Source organism: Paenibacillus faecis (assembly GCF_008084145.1).
In the GTDB taxonomy this organism is placed as follows: Bacteria; Bacillota; Bacilli; order Paenibacillales; family Paenibacillaceae; genus Fontibacillus; species Fontibacillus faecis.
Map to the genome: position 1 here is coordinate 1,487,916 of NZ_VSDO01000001.1, position 14,171 is coordinate 1,502,086.

Annotated in this window: 13 protein-coding genes and 1 riboswitch; of the genes, 5 read left to right on the forward strand and 8 right to left on the reverse strand. The window is 55.7% G+C overall.

The features are described from left to right. Positions 1-1,073: 1,073 nt before the first annotated feature. A complete protein-coding gene (locus FRY98_RS06770; protein ID WP_148450914.1) occupies positions 1,074-1,319 on the forward strand; it encodes a hypothetical protein in 246 nt (81 codons plus the stop codon). 466 nt (positions 1,320-1,785) lie between these two features. Here FRY98_RS06770 and FRY98_RS06775 read toward each other — a convergent pair whose 3' ends face one another. After that, positions 1,786-2,712 (reverse strand): SGNH/GDSL hydrolase family protein, encoded by a 927-nt coding sequence (locus FRY98_RS06775; RefSeq protein ID WP_148450915.1) that lies wholly within the window; start codon positions 2,710-2,712, stop codon positions 1,786-1,788. 106 nt (positions 2,713-2,818) lie between these two features. Further along, positions 2,819-3,700 (reverse strand): AraC family transcriptional regulator, encoded by an 882-nt coding sequence (locus FRY98_RS06780; RefSeq protein ID WP_249043343.1) that lies wholly within the window; start codon positions 3,698-3,700, stop codon positions 2,819-2,821. 145 nt (positions 3,701-3,845) lie between these two features. Between FRY98_RS06780 and FRY98_RS06785 the strand changes: the two genes are divergently transcribed. Then, positions 3,846-5,969, forward strand: coding sequence for a glycoside hydrolase family 52 protein (locus FRY98_RS06785; protein ID WP_148450916.1), 2,124 nt, complete (start codon positions 3,846-3,848; stop codon positions 5,967-5,969). Between the two features lie 44 nt (positions 5,970-6,013). Here FRY98_RS06785 and FRY98_RS06790 read toward each other — a convergent pair whose 3' ends face one another. The 5 genes from FRY98_RS06790 to FRY98_RS06810 form a co-directional block, all read right to left on the reverse strand. Then, the gene (locus FRY98_RS06790; protein WP_148450917.1) at positions 6,014-7,237 is read right to left on the reverse strand and encodes a GGDEF domain-containing protein; all 1,224 of its coding nucleotides are present in this window, start codon (positions 7,235-7,237) and stop codon (positions 6,014-6,016) included. 147 nt (positions 7,238-7,384) lie between these two features. Beyond that, entirely contained in the window at positions 7,385-8,350 is a 966-nt protein-coding gene (locus tag FRY98_RS06795; protein WP_148450918.1) for a DMT family transporter, read from the reverse strand. Between the two features lie 136 nt (positions 8,351-8,486). Continuing rightward, positions 8,487-8,637, reverse strand: a riboswitch (FMN riboswitch). Between the two features lie 179 nt (positions 8,638-8,816). Further along, on the reverse strand, positions 8,817-9,683 hold the full coding sequence (locus tag FRY98_RS06800) for a MetQ/NlpA family ABC transporter substrate-binding protein (protein WP_148450919.1): 867 nt from the start codon (positions 9,681-9,683) through the stop codon (positions 8,817-8,819). Between the two features lie 352 nt (positions 9,684-10,035). Further along, positions 10,036-10,716 (reverse strand): methionine ABC transporter permease, encoded by a 681-nt coding sequence (locus tag FRY98_RS06805; protein WP_148450920.1) that lies wholly within the window; start codon positions 10,714-10,716, stop codon positions 10,036-10,038. After that, positions 10,709-11,470, reverse strand: a complete 762-nt coding sequence (locus FRY98_RS06810) for a methionine ABC transporter ATP-binding protein (RefSeq protein ID WP_148450921.1) — start codon at positions 11,468-11,470, stop codon at positions 10,709-10,711. The genes FRY98_RS06805 and FRY98_RS06810 overlap by 8 nt, the downstream gene beginning before the upstream one ends. 216 nt (positions 11,471-11,686) lie before the next feature. Here FRY98_RS06810 and FRY98_RS06815 point away from each other — a divergent pair, with 216 nt between their 5' ends. Next, positions 11,687-11,869 carry a hypothetical protein gene (locus FRY98_RS06815; RefSeq protein WP_148450922.1) on the forward strand — a complete coding sequence of 61 codons (183 nt, stop codon included), beginning with the start codon at positions 11,687-11,689 and terminating at the stop codon, positions 11,867-11,869. A 429-nt stretch (positions 11,870-12,298) separates the two neighbouring features. Here FRY98_RS06815 and FRY98_RS06820 read toward each other — a convergent pair whose 3' ends face one another. Then, positions 12,299-13,060: an SDR family NAD(P)-dependent oxidoreductase gene (locus FRY98_RS06820; RefSeq protein WP_148450923.1), complete on the reverse strand. Its 762-nt coding sequence runs from the start codon at positions 13,058-13,060 to the stop codon at positions 12,299-12,301. Between the two features lie 366 nt (positions 13,061-13,426). On the opposite strand from FRY98_RS06820, the gene FRY98_RS06825 reads away from it, so the two are divergent. Further along, positions 13,427-13,936 carry a DUF6773 family protein gene (locus tag FRY98_RS06825; protein ID WP_148450924.1) on the forward strand — a complete coding sequence of 170 codons (510 nt, stop codon included), beginning with the start codon at positions 13,427-13,429 and terminating at the stop codon, positions 13,934-13,936. Between the two features lie 22 nt (positions 13,937-13,958). Next, positions 13,959-14,159, forward strand: coding sequence for a helix-turn-helix transcriptional regulator (locus tag FRY98_RS06830; protein ID WP_148450925.1), 201 nt, complete (start codon positions 13,959-13,961; stop codon positions 14,157-14,159). The last annotated feature ends 12 nt before the right edge of the window (positions 14,160-14,171 follow it).

Below are 14,171 nucleotides of genomic sequence, written 5' to 3' on the forward strand. Positions count from 1 at the left end.
TAGGAGAAATTCTAACGGACGCCATAGCCGCTATTTCGTCCAAATGGGCCGATTCCTGATTCTAACGGACGCAGTAGCTGCTATTTTCGCAAAATGATGTCATTTGGACGACGATGGGCCAGAATAGGCGCTACTAGTTCCGTTAGAATTTCAAAAGGGCGAAATTTCGCAATATAGCGGCTATTATTTCCGTTATAAGTTGGAGAACGCCCGGACAATTGGGGCCGATGAGGCTTCCCGGGGGCTGTCAGAGAACGCCGGGCGTTGGGCGCCGATGGGGCTTCCCGGGGGCTGGCAGAGAGCACCGGGCGTTGGGCGCCGACGGGGCTTGTCGAGGGCTACCGTTGGGGCCTCCGTGCAGCCCCGCTGGGCCGGGCCGAAATTCTAACGGACGCCATAGCCGCTATTTCGTCCAAATGGGCCCATTCCTGATTCTAACGGACGCAGTAGCCGCTATTTCCGCAAAATGGCGTCATTGGGACGGCGATGGGCCAGAATAGGCGCTACTAGTTCCGTTAGAATTTCAAAAAGGCGAATTTTCGCGATATAGCGGCTATTATTTCCGTTAAAAGTTGGAGAACGCCCGGACGATTGGGGCCGATGGGGCTTCCCGGGGGCTGTCAGAGAACGCCGGGCGTTGGGCGCCGATGGGGCTTCCTGAGGGCTATCGGAGAACGCCGGGCGTTGGGCGCCGATGGGGCTTCCTGTGGGCTATCGGAGAACGCCGGGCGTGGGCGCCGATGGGGCTTCCTGAGGGCTATCGGAGGATGCCGGGCGCTGGAAGTCGACGGGGCTTGCCGGGGGCTACCGTTGGGGCCTCCGTACAGCCCCCGCTGGGCCGGGTCGAAATTCTAACGGACGCCATAGCCGCTATTTCGTCCATATGGACCGATTTCAGATTCTAACGGACGCAGCAGCCGCTATTTCCACAAAATGGCGTCATTGGGACGGCGATGAACCAGAATAGGCGCTACTATTTCCGTTAGAATTTCAAAAAAGCAAAATATCGCGATATAGCGGCTATTATTTCCGTTAAAAGTTGGAGAACCCCGGACGCTGGGGAGCGATGGGGCTTGTCGGGGGCTGTCAGAGAACGCCGGGCGTTGGGCGCCGATGGGGCTTCCTGTGGGCTATCGGAGAACGCCGGGCGTTGGGCGCCGACGGGGCTTCCCGGGGGCTGGCAGAGAGCACTGGGCGCTGGAAGTCGACGGGGCTTGCCGCGGACTACCGTTGGGGCCTCCGTACAGCCCCCGCTGGGCCGGGGCGAAATTCTAACGGACGCCATAGCCGCTATTCCGTCCAAATGGGCCGATTCCTGATTCTAACGGACGCAGTAGCTGCTATTTCCGCAAAATGGCGTCATTGGGACGGCGATGAACCAGAATAGGCGCTACTAGTTCCGTTAGAATTTCAAAAAGGCGAAATTTCGCGATATAGCGGCTATTATTTCCGTTAAAAGTTGGAGAACGCCGGACGATTGGGGCCGATGGGGCTTCCCGGGGGCTGTCAGAGAACGCCGGGCGTTGGGCGCCGACGGGGCTTCCCGGGGGCTATCAGAGAACACCGGGCGCTGGAAGTCGACGGGGCTTGCCGCGGACTACCGTTGGGTGCCGGGGCTAACGGGAGCCCTCAAGGGGCCCAGCAGGGGGTGCGAAAAGGCCGCGAAGGGGGCCCGACAGGCAATGCCGGCAATTGCCGGCATTGCCGGTAGCCCTCCCCCCCGCCCCTCATGATAGAAGTCGGTGCGCAGACAGCCCTTCATCGGCTTTGAACCGCCGACAAGGCTCACTCCTCTTGCTCCGCGGCCGCCCGGATCTCCTCCAGCATCGCTTCCGCCACCCGCTCGGCCTCCTCCAGAGGCAGGGCGTCGAACTTGAACGGATTGCTGTGCCCGACATGCTCCCGCCAAGCGGCGTTCAGCACATCCCGGCGCCGGCGCACGAGCGAAATGAAGTTGCCGTCCAAATGCTCCACCCACGCCGGCGTCCGCTCCAGGACAATGTGAAACGCGTCCTTCAGGATGGCGCGCGCCATCACCCAATGGCCGTCCTCCTCGGGATGAACGGCATCCCCGTATTTGTAGGCGGGATCCGCCTCCCGCCGCTGCCGGATATAGGACAGCAGCGGTTCCCGCAAATCCACGACCGTACAGCCCCGTTCGGCTCCGATCCGTTCCAACCAGTCGGCGTATTTTCCCAGAACCTCGTCATTATAGCCTTCGTAAGGGGTTTCAAAAGCATAGTCCGGCATTCCCTCCGGCAAGGGCTCCCCGTTCACGGACAACACATCGAACGGCGGCGGCGTCATCAAAATCACCCTCGCGCCGGCCCTCTCCGCCTGCTCCACGGCCCGCAGCATGCCTTCCCGATATAGCCTGAACCGCTCCTCCGAAAACGGATGATATATTCCGTCATTCATTCCGTAGCAGAAAAACACCCAATCCGGCCGGCTCTCGGCCAGCGCGCGTTCCAACCGTTCATGGACGCAGGGACGCGGAAAAGGATGGCTCGATTCATGCGTTCCCGCCGCCGTTTCGCTGCCCACTCCCAAATTGATGAAATCCAGGCGGTGATTCGGAAAATGCTTGAGAAAAAATGCGTCAAGGTATCGAATATAAGCGCCGTTCTCGGTAATGCTGTCTCCCAAAAATACAATTCGCTTCCTGTCCGGAATCCGAATCGGGTCCTCGGTACCCTCGAATCGAAAGTTCATGCCGCACACGCCTTTCTTTCGCTATAAATTTTTATCGAATGATCGATTGGTTATATATTACAGCAGGATCGTACGGTTGAACATGCCGTACCGACAACCCCCAATGTCAAATGTGGAACCTGGCCCGGAATTTCCCCGGCGGTTCGCCGGTCCACCGCTTGAACTGGCGGCTGAAATGCGCGATATCCTTATATCCGAGGCGCGCGGATACGGCTTCCACGGAAAGGGACGGCTCCATCAGCAGGAGCTTGGCTTTCTTCAGCTTCAAAGCGGACAAGTATTGGCGCGGCGACATGCCGTACACCTGATGAAACATCCGGTTGCAGGACGAGGCGCTGTAACCCAGGCCGGCCGTTACGGCGGCCACGGTTTCCCGGGTAGGTTCGCTCTCCGCCCCTTCGCCTTCCACGCATTTCTCCAGGCCGGCCGCGATTTCGGAAGCCACCCGGGTTGTCCGGTTGCCGGGAGTTTCCGGCTTGCGGCTTTCGGTCAGCGTTTCGCTGAACCCGGCGAACAGCTCATACACGGCGGACATCGTTCTCATGCGATTTCCCAGCTGTTCGGCATCGGCCCGAGTCGTGAGCGCGATCAGCTTGTCCAGGCTCGGACGAATGGCCTGCGTCAGCAAGCTGCCGCCGTCATGATAAATCGCTTTTCCCTGACAGAGCAGTCCCCTCAGCACCCGGTCGTCCACATTAAAATGAAGACAGTAGTAGGTCATGCTCTCCAAGCCCGACGCCCGGCTTTCATGGATTTCCTCCGGACGCAGCAGCATGACGTCCCCGGGCTCCTGCACGTACCTTTGGCCGTTCACCGTCATTTCCTGCCGGCCAGCGAGCAGCAAATTCACTTCAAACATCGGGTGGCTGTGCCGCGGGTAGGACCAGTCCGGGGTGACGGTACGCAGATGCGCCGCAAACAGTTGAAACGTGGAGTCCATATCCGGCAGCATAAATTCCGAGATTTGATGATTCTCATGCATCTCCATGCTTCCCAACCTCCATTAATCCATAGTTTCCATTCGTGAACGTTTTGGGTAAAACCATAATCGCTTTGGACATGGGACTCCGCCCAACCCCTTGATATAATCAAGTTATCACAATGTTTTGAGGTTGAATAGGAGGTTTATCGAGATGGGTAAAAACATATTTTTCAACGCGCATCACTCCCCGGTGGGAGCCTTCGCCAGCTTTACTTTGGGCTATCCGGGAAAAAGCGGCGGTTTCGATCTTGAGCTGGGGAGCCCGCCCAACCAGAATATATACATCGGCCTGCAGGAAGACGGTGAAGAAAAATACAGGGCTCTCCCCTTCTTCGGCGAGGGCCAGGACGAACGGGACCGCTACACGTCCGAGCAAAACGGGTCCGGCAAAGCAGCGGACGAAGCGCTTCTCCTCCCGTTTTCCAGGGAGGCCGTCTCCCGCAAGTTCGGCGCGGCCATAGACGAGTGGCAGGCCGGCGATCTGACCTTCCGTCTCTATTCCCCGTTCGGCAGCGTGCCGGACCCCGCCTCGGCCGATGCCGAAGAATTGAAATTCGCGCTCGTCCCCGCCGTACTGGCGGAAATCATCGTCGATAATACCCGTGGCACCTCCGCGAGAAAAGCCTTCTTCGGCTTTCACGGCACGGACCCTTATTCCGCCATCCGGAGGCTGGAAGATACGACCGAAGGAGAAATTACCGGCATCGGACAAGGCCGGCATCTCGCCATCGCCACGGACGACCGCCGGGTCAAAAGCGCGGGCTTTTTCACGATCGAGGATGTTTTGAAGCCCAAAGTGGAAGAAAACCTGAGGTTCGGGCTCGGCCCGGTCGGCGCCTTGCTGATGGATACCCCGGCTGGAGAAAAGGCGACTTATCGCTTCGCACTGTGTTTCTATAAAAGCGGTTTCGTGACGACCGGGATGGATGCCGCTTATTTTTACACGCGTTACTTTGCCGATATTGAAGACGTAGCCCGGTACGCACTGAAACATTATGACCGGAAGGTGGAAGCGGCCGGATGGTGCGAGGGATTTGCGAAGGCCTCCCACTTGAACGAGGACCAGCGTTTTATGCTTCACCACGCCATCCGCAGCTACTACGGCTCGACCGAGCTGCTGGAGCATCGGGGCGAACCGCTCTGGATCGTTAATGAGGGCGAATACCGGATGATCAATACCTTTGATTTGACGGTGGACCAGTTGTTTTTTGAGCTCAAAATGAACCCGTGGACGGTTAAAAACGAGCTCGATTTATTCGTCAACCGTTACAGCTATAAAGATACGGTTCGCCTTCCCGGCGATGACACGGCGTATCCCGGCGGCATCAGCTTCACGCATGATATGGGCGTGGCGAATTCGTTCTCCCGCCCCGGGTATTCCGCCTACGAACTGCACGCCATCGAGGACTGCTTCTCCCATATGACCCATGAACAGCTGGTCAATTGGGTGCTGTGCGCCGCCGCTTATGTGCAGCATACCGGAGACAGCGCGTGGCTCGGCCGCAATCTCGGCATCTTCGAGGAATGCCTGGAGAGCATGGTGAACCGCGATCATCCCGACCCGGCGCAGCGCAACGGCATCATGGGACTCGACAGCGCCAGAACGATGGGCGGCGCCGAAATTACAACCTATGACAGTCTGGACGTGTCGCTGGGGCAGGCCCGGAACAACATCTACCTCGCCGGAAAAAGCTGGGCCGCTTATGTCGCCATGGAGAAGCTGTTCGCCGCAAACGGCCGGCCCGAAGCGGGCAAGCTGGCGGGCGACCAGGCGGAGCGCTGCGCCCGGACGATCACCGGCCAACTGTTGCCGGAGGGCTACATTCCCGCCGTTATCGCGGAGAACAATGATTCCCGGATCATTCCCGCGATTGAAGGCCTGGTGTTCCCGCTTTATACGGGCTGCCCGGAAGCCTTGGATCCGAACGGCAGGTTTGCAGCCTACATCGGCGCTCTGAAACAGCATCTCGCGACGGTGCTGGTCCCCGGCGTCTGCCTGTTCGCGGATGGAGGCTGGAAGCTGTCCTCCACCAGCGACAATTCCTGGCTGAGCAAAATTTACCTCAGCCAGTTCATCGCCCGGCACATCCTCGGCCTGCCGTGGGACGAAGCCGGCGCTGCCGCCGATGCCGCCCATGCCGCCTGGCTGACGAGCAAGGACAACGCCTACTGGAGCTGGAGCGACCAGATGCTGGCCGGCGTAATTTGCGGCAGCCGCTACTACCCGCGGGGGGTTACTGCGATCCTTTGGCTGGATGAAGCCCGGACGGATTAACCGCGATACCCCGCAAACCATAAAAACAGGAGCCGTGCCCGTCCCTATAAGGGATTTGGGAAAGGCTCCTGTTTTTGATTTGGCGCCATCCGGCCTCGGGCCGCACGGTTCCGGCCTTCGCGCTTGGCCTGATAAAGCGCTTCGTCCGCCGCCTTGTATAACCGGTCAAGCGTGATGCCGGGGCCCGGCACCTCCGTGATCATTCCCATACTGATCGTATAGCGGATCGCATGCTCACCCATCGTCATGTCCTGCCTGCTTCTACGTTCCCGCACCAGCTCCAGCAGCCCTTCGGCTTTGGCGTCCGCATACGCCTCTTCCGCTTCCGGCAGAAAGAGGGCGAATTCATCGCCGCCGTACCGGCCGAACAATTCCCTGTCGCCAAACTGAAGCCTGACGTTCCCGGCCAACTCTCTCAACACGGTATCGCCGACATCATGTCCAAAGGCATCGTTAATCCCTTTAAAGTTATCAAGGTCCAACAGGATAAACGTGACCGGTTTGCGGTGCTTCGCGCAATCGTCCATCAACCGCCCGGCCTCCTGGAGGAACGAGCGTCTGTTCAACGCACCGGTCAAATCGTCCCGGCTGGCCAGCTTGTACAGGTCCCGGTCGGCTTTTTCCTTGGAAATCAGCACAAATCCCGCATTTCCCAAGGTCATAATCAAATAAAGCGACAGGAACGACAATGTCTGATAAGGCCCCGGCTTGTTCACCGTCACCGGCAAGGCCGGAAAAAGGGTTAATCCGATGCGGATCAACAGACCGGCGGCCATAAGGAGATATAAATATCCCATTAAAATGCGAAGAGCCGAGCGCTTCCTGGAACCGATCATGCGGAGCGCCGGAGGAAGCAGAAAAAGCGCCACCGCCATGGACACGATAAAAATGCGGATGGATTCGTTGTTTTGCAGAAGAACGGCCAACAGATAGGCTCCCATGGAAGCCGCGATCAGCCAGCTATAGTAGCGTAACGTCCCGTGAGACCACGGATCCTCCACAATCCGCATCAGCGCCAAGGTTTCGAGCCCGACGCCGAGCAAAAAAACGAGATTCGCCGCGGCGAGAACGGCCATGGGGACGGTTCCGTCCGGGATCGCCAGCAGTGCCCAGGTGACCGTTTGGCACCCTTTTGCCGCATAAAAGATAAGATAGGAGTTATCCTTGGGTTGTTTGTAGCGGTAGGCCGTGATAAACATCATCGTAAACAAGTGGCCCAGGGAAAGCAGAATATAAACGGTTTTCATGTCCATTTTTAACAGCATCATGTGCGTTAGCCACGCCTTCCCCCGAAGAAAGGATCATATTTTGATTATAATAACTGAAATTTTAGGCTTTATCGAGATAAAAAAACAGGCCTCCGACATCATCGTCGAAAACCTGTTCCTTTAATGCTCCGATTTATGTTTATCAAGTCAGGCCGGCGCCGGCTGGCTCTGTCTGGAAATGACGAACAGCGAGAACCAGATCAGGATAAAGCCTACCGCCTGCGCGACGGTGACCATCTGTTGGAACGCGATCCAGTTCACCAGCACCCCTACCATCGGGAAGCTTAGTTCGGCCAGGGTAGCTACGGAAGCTTTCGTTGTCGTTAAACCTTTGTAGTAAACCAGCAGGCTGAGGAGCCCCGGCAGCAGAGCCTGACCAAGCAAATTCAGCGAAAAAGCGGCCATGCCTGAAGCCTCCGTCGGCAAATGCCACGCGGCCCCTTCATTCCAGGTCACGGCCAGCAGCAGCGGCAGCGCCAGGATGAACCGCAGCGAGGTGACCGTCTCGTATTTCATCTGTCCGACCATCATCCGTCCCATCACCGTCGAACCGCCCCAAAGCGCGGCGGCGCCGAGCGAAAGCAGACTGCCGACCTGGATAAAGTCGTTCCAGTGTCCGAACGGCACCGAAAAGCCGAAGGTCAACAGATACGTGCCGGCCAACGCGATAAGAAACAGCAGGGCAAACCGGCGCGGGAGCGATTCCTTCAGCAAGAAGCGGGCCATCACGATCGCGAACAGCGGCTGAAGCTTTTGCAGCAGCAGAACGGCGTTGGCATCGCCGTGCGACAGCCCCATGGTAAACAGAATGGTGGCGATGGCGGAACCGCCCCAGGAGATGAACAACAGCGCTCCTACATGCTTCCAGCCGATTCCCTTAAGTTCTTGCCGGTTCTTCCACAAGGTCGGCGCCACGACCAGCGCGATGAGGATGTGCTCCAGTAAGACGAGCTGGGCCGAGGTGATCGACTTCAGCAAAATAAGACGAAACAGCGGATCCACGCCCCAGAGGGCGGCCCCCAAAACGACCAGCCAGAAACCGCTTCTTGCGCGGCTTCCCGAAACCGGTCGCGATGGATGGACTTGAATTGTGGCACTTGATGCATTTTCCATATTCCCGACTCCTTCTTGAATATGGGGTCTACGCGAAAAAGCCCCCGGCATTGACATCAGTCAACATTCGGGGGCCGATCAAAATAAGCTTGCGGGGGTGGGATAATACATCCGCACCGGCACCCGCATGCCTGTGATTGATCTTCTCCCATCCGGACTTTACCGTCGGCCCTGGAGTCGCACCAGGTCAGTCCCCGTCCCTTAGGGAACGGAGAGTCGCGGGCTAAATCATCGATCCGATGATCATCACCGCCGGTCAGGAATTTCACCTTACCCCGAAGATCCATATTCATTTAAATTTTAATTTAATGGGTTGATTTCATAGTACTTCAGCAGCTTATGAAACTCTGTAACAAACGTCACAACGCAAGTTGTTCGGCCGTGAAATCCGAAATGAAAAACTCATTTGCGATCATTATAACACTATTTCAGCAATTTTGTAATCTACTATTTTTTTTATAGTGGATTACTCAAAGGCTGGAATAGCGATTTCACTGTAGTTCTTTTCCAGAAACTGTTTTACTTCCGGACTCGAAATGGCTTTGGCCAGTTTTTGGATCGCCTCGGAATCCTTGTTGTCCTCGCGGGCAACCAGTGTGATGGCAAACGCGGAATCCGTCGTTTCCGTCAGCAGCGCGTCCTTTTTGGGCGTCAGACCGAGCGGGCTTGCATAGGCCGGTGTCATAAGAACCAGGTCGGCGTCGTCCAGCATCCGGGCGAGCATAAGCAAATCAACTTCTTCAAATTTGAAGTTTTTCGGGTTTTCCGTAATGTCAGCTACCGTGGCTTGAATTCCTACGCCTTCCTTCAGCTTGAGGATTCCCGCTTTCTCCAGCATGACCAGCGAACGCCCCGTATTCGACGGGTCGTTGGCGATTGCGATGGTCGCCCCCTCAGGCAGTTCATCCATGCTCTTGTACCGCTTGGAATACGCCCCATAAACGGCGTGATAGACCGGCTGAACGGCTGTGAGCTTGCTGCCTGTGCTCTCATTATATTGCTCCATGTAAGGAACGTGCTGGAAAAAGTTGGCGTCGACTTCCTTGTTCGCCAGCGCGTCGTTCGGCTGGATGTTGTCGGACAGCACAACCAGTTCCAGATTGACGCCTTCCTTCTGAAGCTGCGGCTTGATCAGTTCCAAAATTTCCGTCATCGGCGGAATCAGCGTTGCCACTTTCAGGGTCACGGCCTGTTTGCCGGACGCTTTCGCGGTGGAGGAAGTGCTCCCCTGTTCCGCGGTTCCTTTCTCCGCGGCACCGCCGGTGTTGCTGCCGCAACCCGCAGTAATGATCATGATCAGGGCTACGAGCCCAAGCATCCATTTTCTGTTCATCTCCAACATCCTTCCTTTTTGCGCTTTGTTTTTGTGAATAAGTGAATAAAGGACTTTTGCGCCGCAATAAGGGTCTTTTGAGGCGCTATTTTGTCGAATTTGGCTAGTTGGGACGAAATAGCAGCATTTTGGGATCTTATTTTTGAAAAAAGCCGGCTAGACCTTCATATTTGGGCCCGCCGCGGGGAAATAAGGCCCTTTTTGACCGCTATTCTTCCGGGAAAGCCGAATCGGGCCGAAATAACGGCCCAAATGGCCGCTAATCCCGGTTCCGGCGATCAAAGGGCCATTAGAAGGCACGTTCCCCGATTTGAGCGGAAGGAGCCGGCTTGCTGCCGCGCCGCTTCTAGCGTTATCTTTTGTCCAGCCATCGGGAAATCCGGCTTCCGGCAAACTGTATGAGCTGAACCAGCACAATCATCAGAACGATGACCGCGGCCATCAACTCCGTTTCGAAGCGCTGATATCCGTAGCGGATGGCAAAATCGCCGACTCCGCCGCCGCCCACGACTCCCATCACCGTGGAATAGGAAATAAAGCTGATCGTCGAAGTAGTGAGGCCGAGTACTAGTCCGGAACGGGCTTCCACGTATAGAAATTTCATGACGACCTCCAGCTTGGAAGCCCCCATCGAAAGAGCGGCCCCGACCACGCCGCGCGGAACTTCAACCAGAGACTGCTCCACCTGTCTCGCATAGATGGCAATGGAGACCACGCCCAGGGGGACGGAAGCCGCCAAGGTTCCGATCGCCGTTCCTACGAGCAGCCGGGTCAGCGGAATCATGAATACGACGAGCAGCAAAAACGGAAAGGAACGGACCACATTCACAAATCCGTTCAGCAGCGCGGACCACGTCCGATTCTCGTAAAGCTGCCCCTTAGCCGTCAGAAACAGCATCGTGCCGAGCGGGAGGCCGAGCAATACGGCGGCGGCCACAGAGATCCCCACCATGAGAAAGGTCTCTCCGACGGCCTCAGCGATCTGGGTCCGAAACTGCATCACCTTCTCGGCCATCAAGGCGAAGTCAAACATGGGCCTCCCCTCCCTCTCCAAGCAGTTGTTCCCGATAGGACAACTTGGGGCGGGAACTTTCCGCCGGAGTCCGGCGCGGCAAAGCAAAACCGTCGACCAGCCTGCCACGTTCCATGACGGACACCTCATGACAGAGTTCCTTCACAACCTCCATCTCATGGGTCACAATGACGATCGTCACCCCGAGCGTCGTGTTGATGTGCCGGAGCACCGCGAGAATTTCCGAGGTGGTGTCCGGGTCCAGAGAGGAAGTCGGCTCATCGCACAGCAGCACGGCCGGCCGGTGGGCCAGGGCCCGGGCGATCGCCACCCGCTGCTTTTGCCCGCCGCTGAGCCGGGCCGGGTATTGATCCGCTTTGTCCTCCAGTCCGACAAACCGGAGGCACTCCAGCACGCGCTCCCGCCGCTGCGTTCTTCCCGTACCGGCCAGTTCCAGCGGTACCGCCACGTTGCCGCTCACGGTGCGGTTATGCAGCAAATGAAACTGCTGAAATACCATGCCGATCGAGCGGCGGGCGATGCGCAGTTTGGCTTCGGGCAGCGCGGTCAGGTCCTGGCCTAGCGCGACAACCCCGCCTTCATCCGGCGGCTCGAGCAGATTCATCATCCTGAGCAGGGTCGATTTCCCCGCCCCGCTCGGGCCGATAATGCCGTGAATCGTTCCGCCCCGAACGGTCAGGGACACCCGGTCGACGGCTTTGAAACCTCCGGTACCCGATCCGTAACTTTTGCTGACTTTATGAAGCGATATCATCGGTCTACTGCCCCCTACGAATCAACCAAAAGTTGTATCAATATTTCTCAAACACTGTTACAATGCATAAATCCCCTTGATTATAGACTATTTTTAATACTGTGTCACCAAAAACAGTTTGTTATTACACAACTTATGGAAAGTAAAAACATATTCCTGCATGATCATGCCTGTATTCTAAGGAATAATCGTAACTTTGCGAGGAGATTAAGAAATATGAAAAAAGAGAGCTCTCGCTCTCTTTTTTGGGTTATCTTTCCTTTTTTAACGGCTGAAGAACATGGCGACGACCATGTTGAGCTTATCCGCCGACTTAACGGCCTTTTGGGGAGCTATTTCACGCCAAGAAGCCAAATTCGACATAATCGCGCCCCGTATGACCGTTCTCCAATTGCTTGATGCAATTCTAGTGCCCCATTCATGAGACAATGCGGATAACATAAAATTCCTGCATAAATGCATGTTTTTTTCTTGTTGGGAACAGAAATTTCAAAATTCCTGCAATTCTGCAGGAATTTCCGACGAAACCGGCTCTTTTCTCTAAAATCGCTAGAAATTCCTGCAGATTTGCATCTTTTTTCGCATTCCCTCTGAGATCGGCTTAAATACCTGCAGATTTGCATCTTTTTGGAGTTGGAAGGGTTGGAAAGTAGGCTAGAAACCTTGATCGCCTTGACCGTAGGTGGCTAAATACGTTTTGGATGTCCATGGGCGTGAGATGGCATACTTGATGTCTGAAGAGACACTAGTGGTTTTCAAAACGAAAAGCGGTTGACATCCCTTCCGTTTAGAGGGGGCATCGGAGTACCCCCTTCCTCCACCGGAAGTTTATATCGCCGGCATCACATTCCCGCCATTGACGGGAATATAGGCTCCGGTAATAAACGAAGCCAGGTCCGAAGCCAGAAACGCGACCGCGTTGGCGATGTCCTGATCCTCGCCCCGGCGCTTCATCGGCACCTGGGCAATATAAGCGGCATCGTGCAGTTCGGCTTCGCCGCGGTCTTTTTCGCTGATCGTCCATCCCGGCGCCACCTGGTTAACCGTGATTTGATGGGGGCCGACCTCCTTGGCCAGTACGCGGTAAACTCCGTCCATGCCTCGTTTGCCCGCCGTATACGCCGATTGGTGCGGGAAATTCTGCATGGCGCATTCCGTGTTGATTCCGATCATCCGCCCCCTCCCTTTTTCGATCATGGCCGGAATAAACGCCTTGGCCAAAAAAACGCTCTGCAAGACGCAGGAATCGAATTGGCTGACATAATCCTCGACCGGCTGCTCCAACACGGACTTCCACTCATACTGGACGACCGCGTTGGCCACAACGATGTCCGGATTTCCGAGTTTGGCCCGAATTAGCTCCCGCATTTCCCGAACGCCCTCCTCACGGGTGATGTCCGCCTGCACGATCATCGCTTCCCCGCCCGCCTTCGTAATTTCATCCATTAACTCCTGCGCCTTCGCTTCATTGCTCATATAATGGATCGCCACTTTGGCTCCGCACCGGGAGAGCGTTCGGGCCATCACGCGTCCAAGCTGACCGGTCGCACCGGTAATCAACACAATTTTCCCCGTTAAATCTATATTCATTCTGATGATCTCCTCTCTTGGCTAGGGTCCCCGGATCCATGTCCAAATGGGGCCATCCCTTGGCTGCCGTGCTTTTGATACATTTCTGCATGCGCTTTCCTGAATCCTGCACGCACCATCAATCGAATAACAAGAATGGCATTATGACAAAAATATTTTATATTTTGCAATATATATATTGCATTTTGTCTAGTATAGTATTACTATTAAGCCAACAAGAAAACGCGATTTCCCTTCACAAAGCAGGTAAAAGGTAGCACACAGCACGTAGTATATAGCACACAACAGTTAGTACGTAAAAGTTAGCACGTAACACGCAACTCACTAACCATCCCAACATGCGAATTTGCGAAAGGAGTTCACTATATGAACTGGTTCAACAGAAACAAACTGACGGACGAACGTATCGTCAACTTAAAAAATCAAATTTACAGGGAAGCCTATCTCCTCATCACGATCATCTGCTCCGCGTCCATTATCCTGAAGATTTTTCTTCAGGAAGACCCTTCCACCCTAACGGAAGTCATAGTGTTATTGGCCGGCGGTATTTACTACGGAGTCCGCAGCGTCATGCTCGGCATCTACTCCGAGGAAGTGGAAGTCCATGACCGGGAGAGCAAGACCCCCTACAGCCGGAAAACTGTATGGTCCGGGCTCGCGATCGGCCTGGGGATCGCCCTCTTTTTCGGAATCCGCAGCGCGCTGCTTTACGGAAAAAGTGATCTACAGACCCAAGTCTGGTATTTCTTCCTGGTCTTTGCGGTCTCCCTCATCATTTACCTGCCGTTTTTTATCGCCTTTCAGGTGACCGTCCATCACTGGGCCAACAAGGCGAGCAAGAAATTTGCGGAAAGCGATCTGCGCGATCCTGAATAAGAGAGAAGGTAGGGAATAGCGCATGAAAAATCTGAAATTAAAGCTGGCCCGCGTCGAAAAAGATCTGTCACAGGACGAACTGGCCAAGCTGGTGGGCGTATCGCGTCAGACGATCGGGCTCATCGAGCTCGGAAAATACAATCCGTCCCTCAGCTTGTGCATCGCGATTTGCAAGGCCTTGTCCCGGACACTGGACGACTTGTTTTGGGAGGAAGAATCGTAGCGGAGCGGATCC

Coding starts and splice junctions, on each gene's coding strand:
- FRY98_RS06775 (WP_148450915.1), bottom strand. CDS start 2,712: ATGAACTTTCGATTCGAGGGTACCGAGGACCCGATTCGGATTCCGGAC.
- FRY98_RS06780 (WP_249043343.1), bottom strand. CDS start 3,700: ATGGAGATGCATGAGAATCATCAAATCTCGGAATTTATGCTGCCGGAT.
- FRY98_RS06785 (WP_148450916.1), top strand. CDS start 3,846: ATGGGTAAAAACATATTTTTCAACGCGCATCACTCCCCGGTGGGAGCC.
- FRY98_RS06790 (WP_148450917.1), bottom strand. CDS start 7,237: ATGATGCTGTTAAAAATGGACATGAAAACCGTTTATATTCTGCTTTCC.
- FRY98_RS06795 (WP_148450918.1), bottom strand. CDS start 8,350: ATGGAAAATGCATCAAGTGCCACAATTCAAGTCCATCCATCGCGACCG.
- FRY98_RS06800 (WP_148450919.1), bottom strand. CDS start 9,683: ATGAACAGAAAATGGATGCTTGGGCTCGTAGCCCTGATCATGATCATT.
- FRY98_RS06805 (WP_148450920.1), bottom strand. CDS start 10,716: ATGTTTGACTTCGCCTTGATGGCCGAGAAGGTGATGCAGTTTCGGACC.
- FRY98_RS06810 (WP_148450921.1), bottom strand. CDS start 11,470: ATGATATCGCTTCATAAAGTCAGCAAAAGTTACGGATCGGGTACCGGA.
- FRY98_RS06815 (WP_148450922.1), top strand. CDS start 11,687: ATGAAAAAAGAGAGCTCTCGCTCTCTTTTTTGGGTTATCTTTCCTTTT.
- FRY98_RS06820 (WP_148450923.1), bottom strand. CDS start 13,060: ATGAATATAGATTTAACGGGGAAAATTGTGTTGATTACCGGTGCGACC.
- FRY98_RS06825 (WP_148450924.1), top strand. CDS start 13,427: ATGAACTGGTTCAACAGAAACAAACTGACGGACGAACGTATCGTCAAC.
- FRY98_RS06830 (WP_148450925.1), top strand. CDS start 13,959: ATGAAAAATCTGAAATTAAAGCTGGCCCGCGTCGAAAAAGATCTGTCA.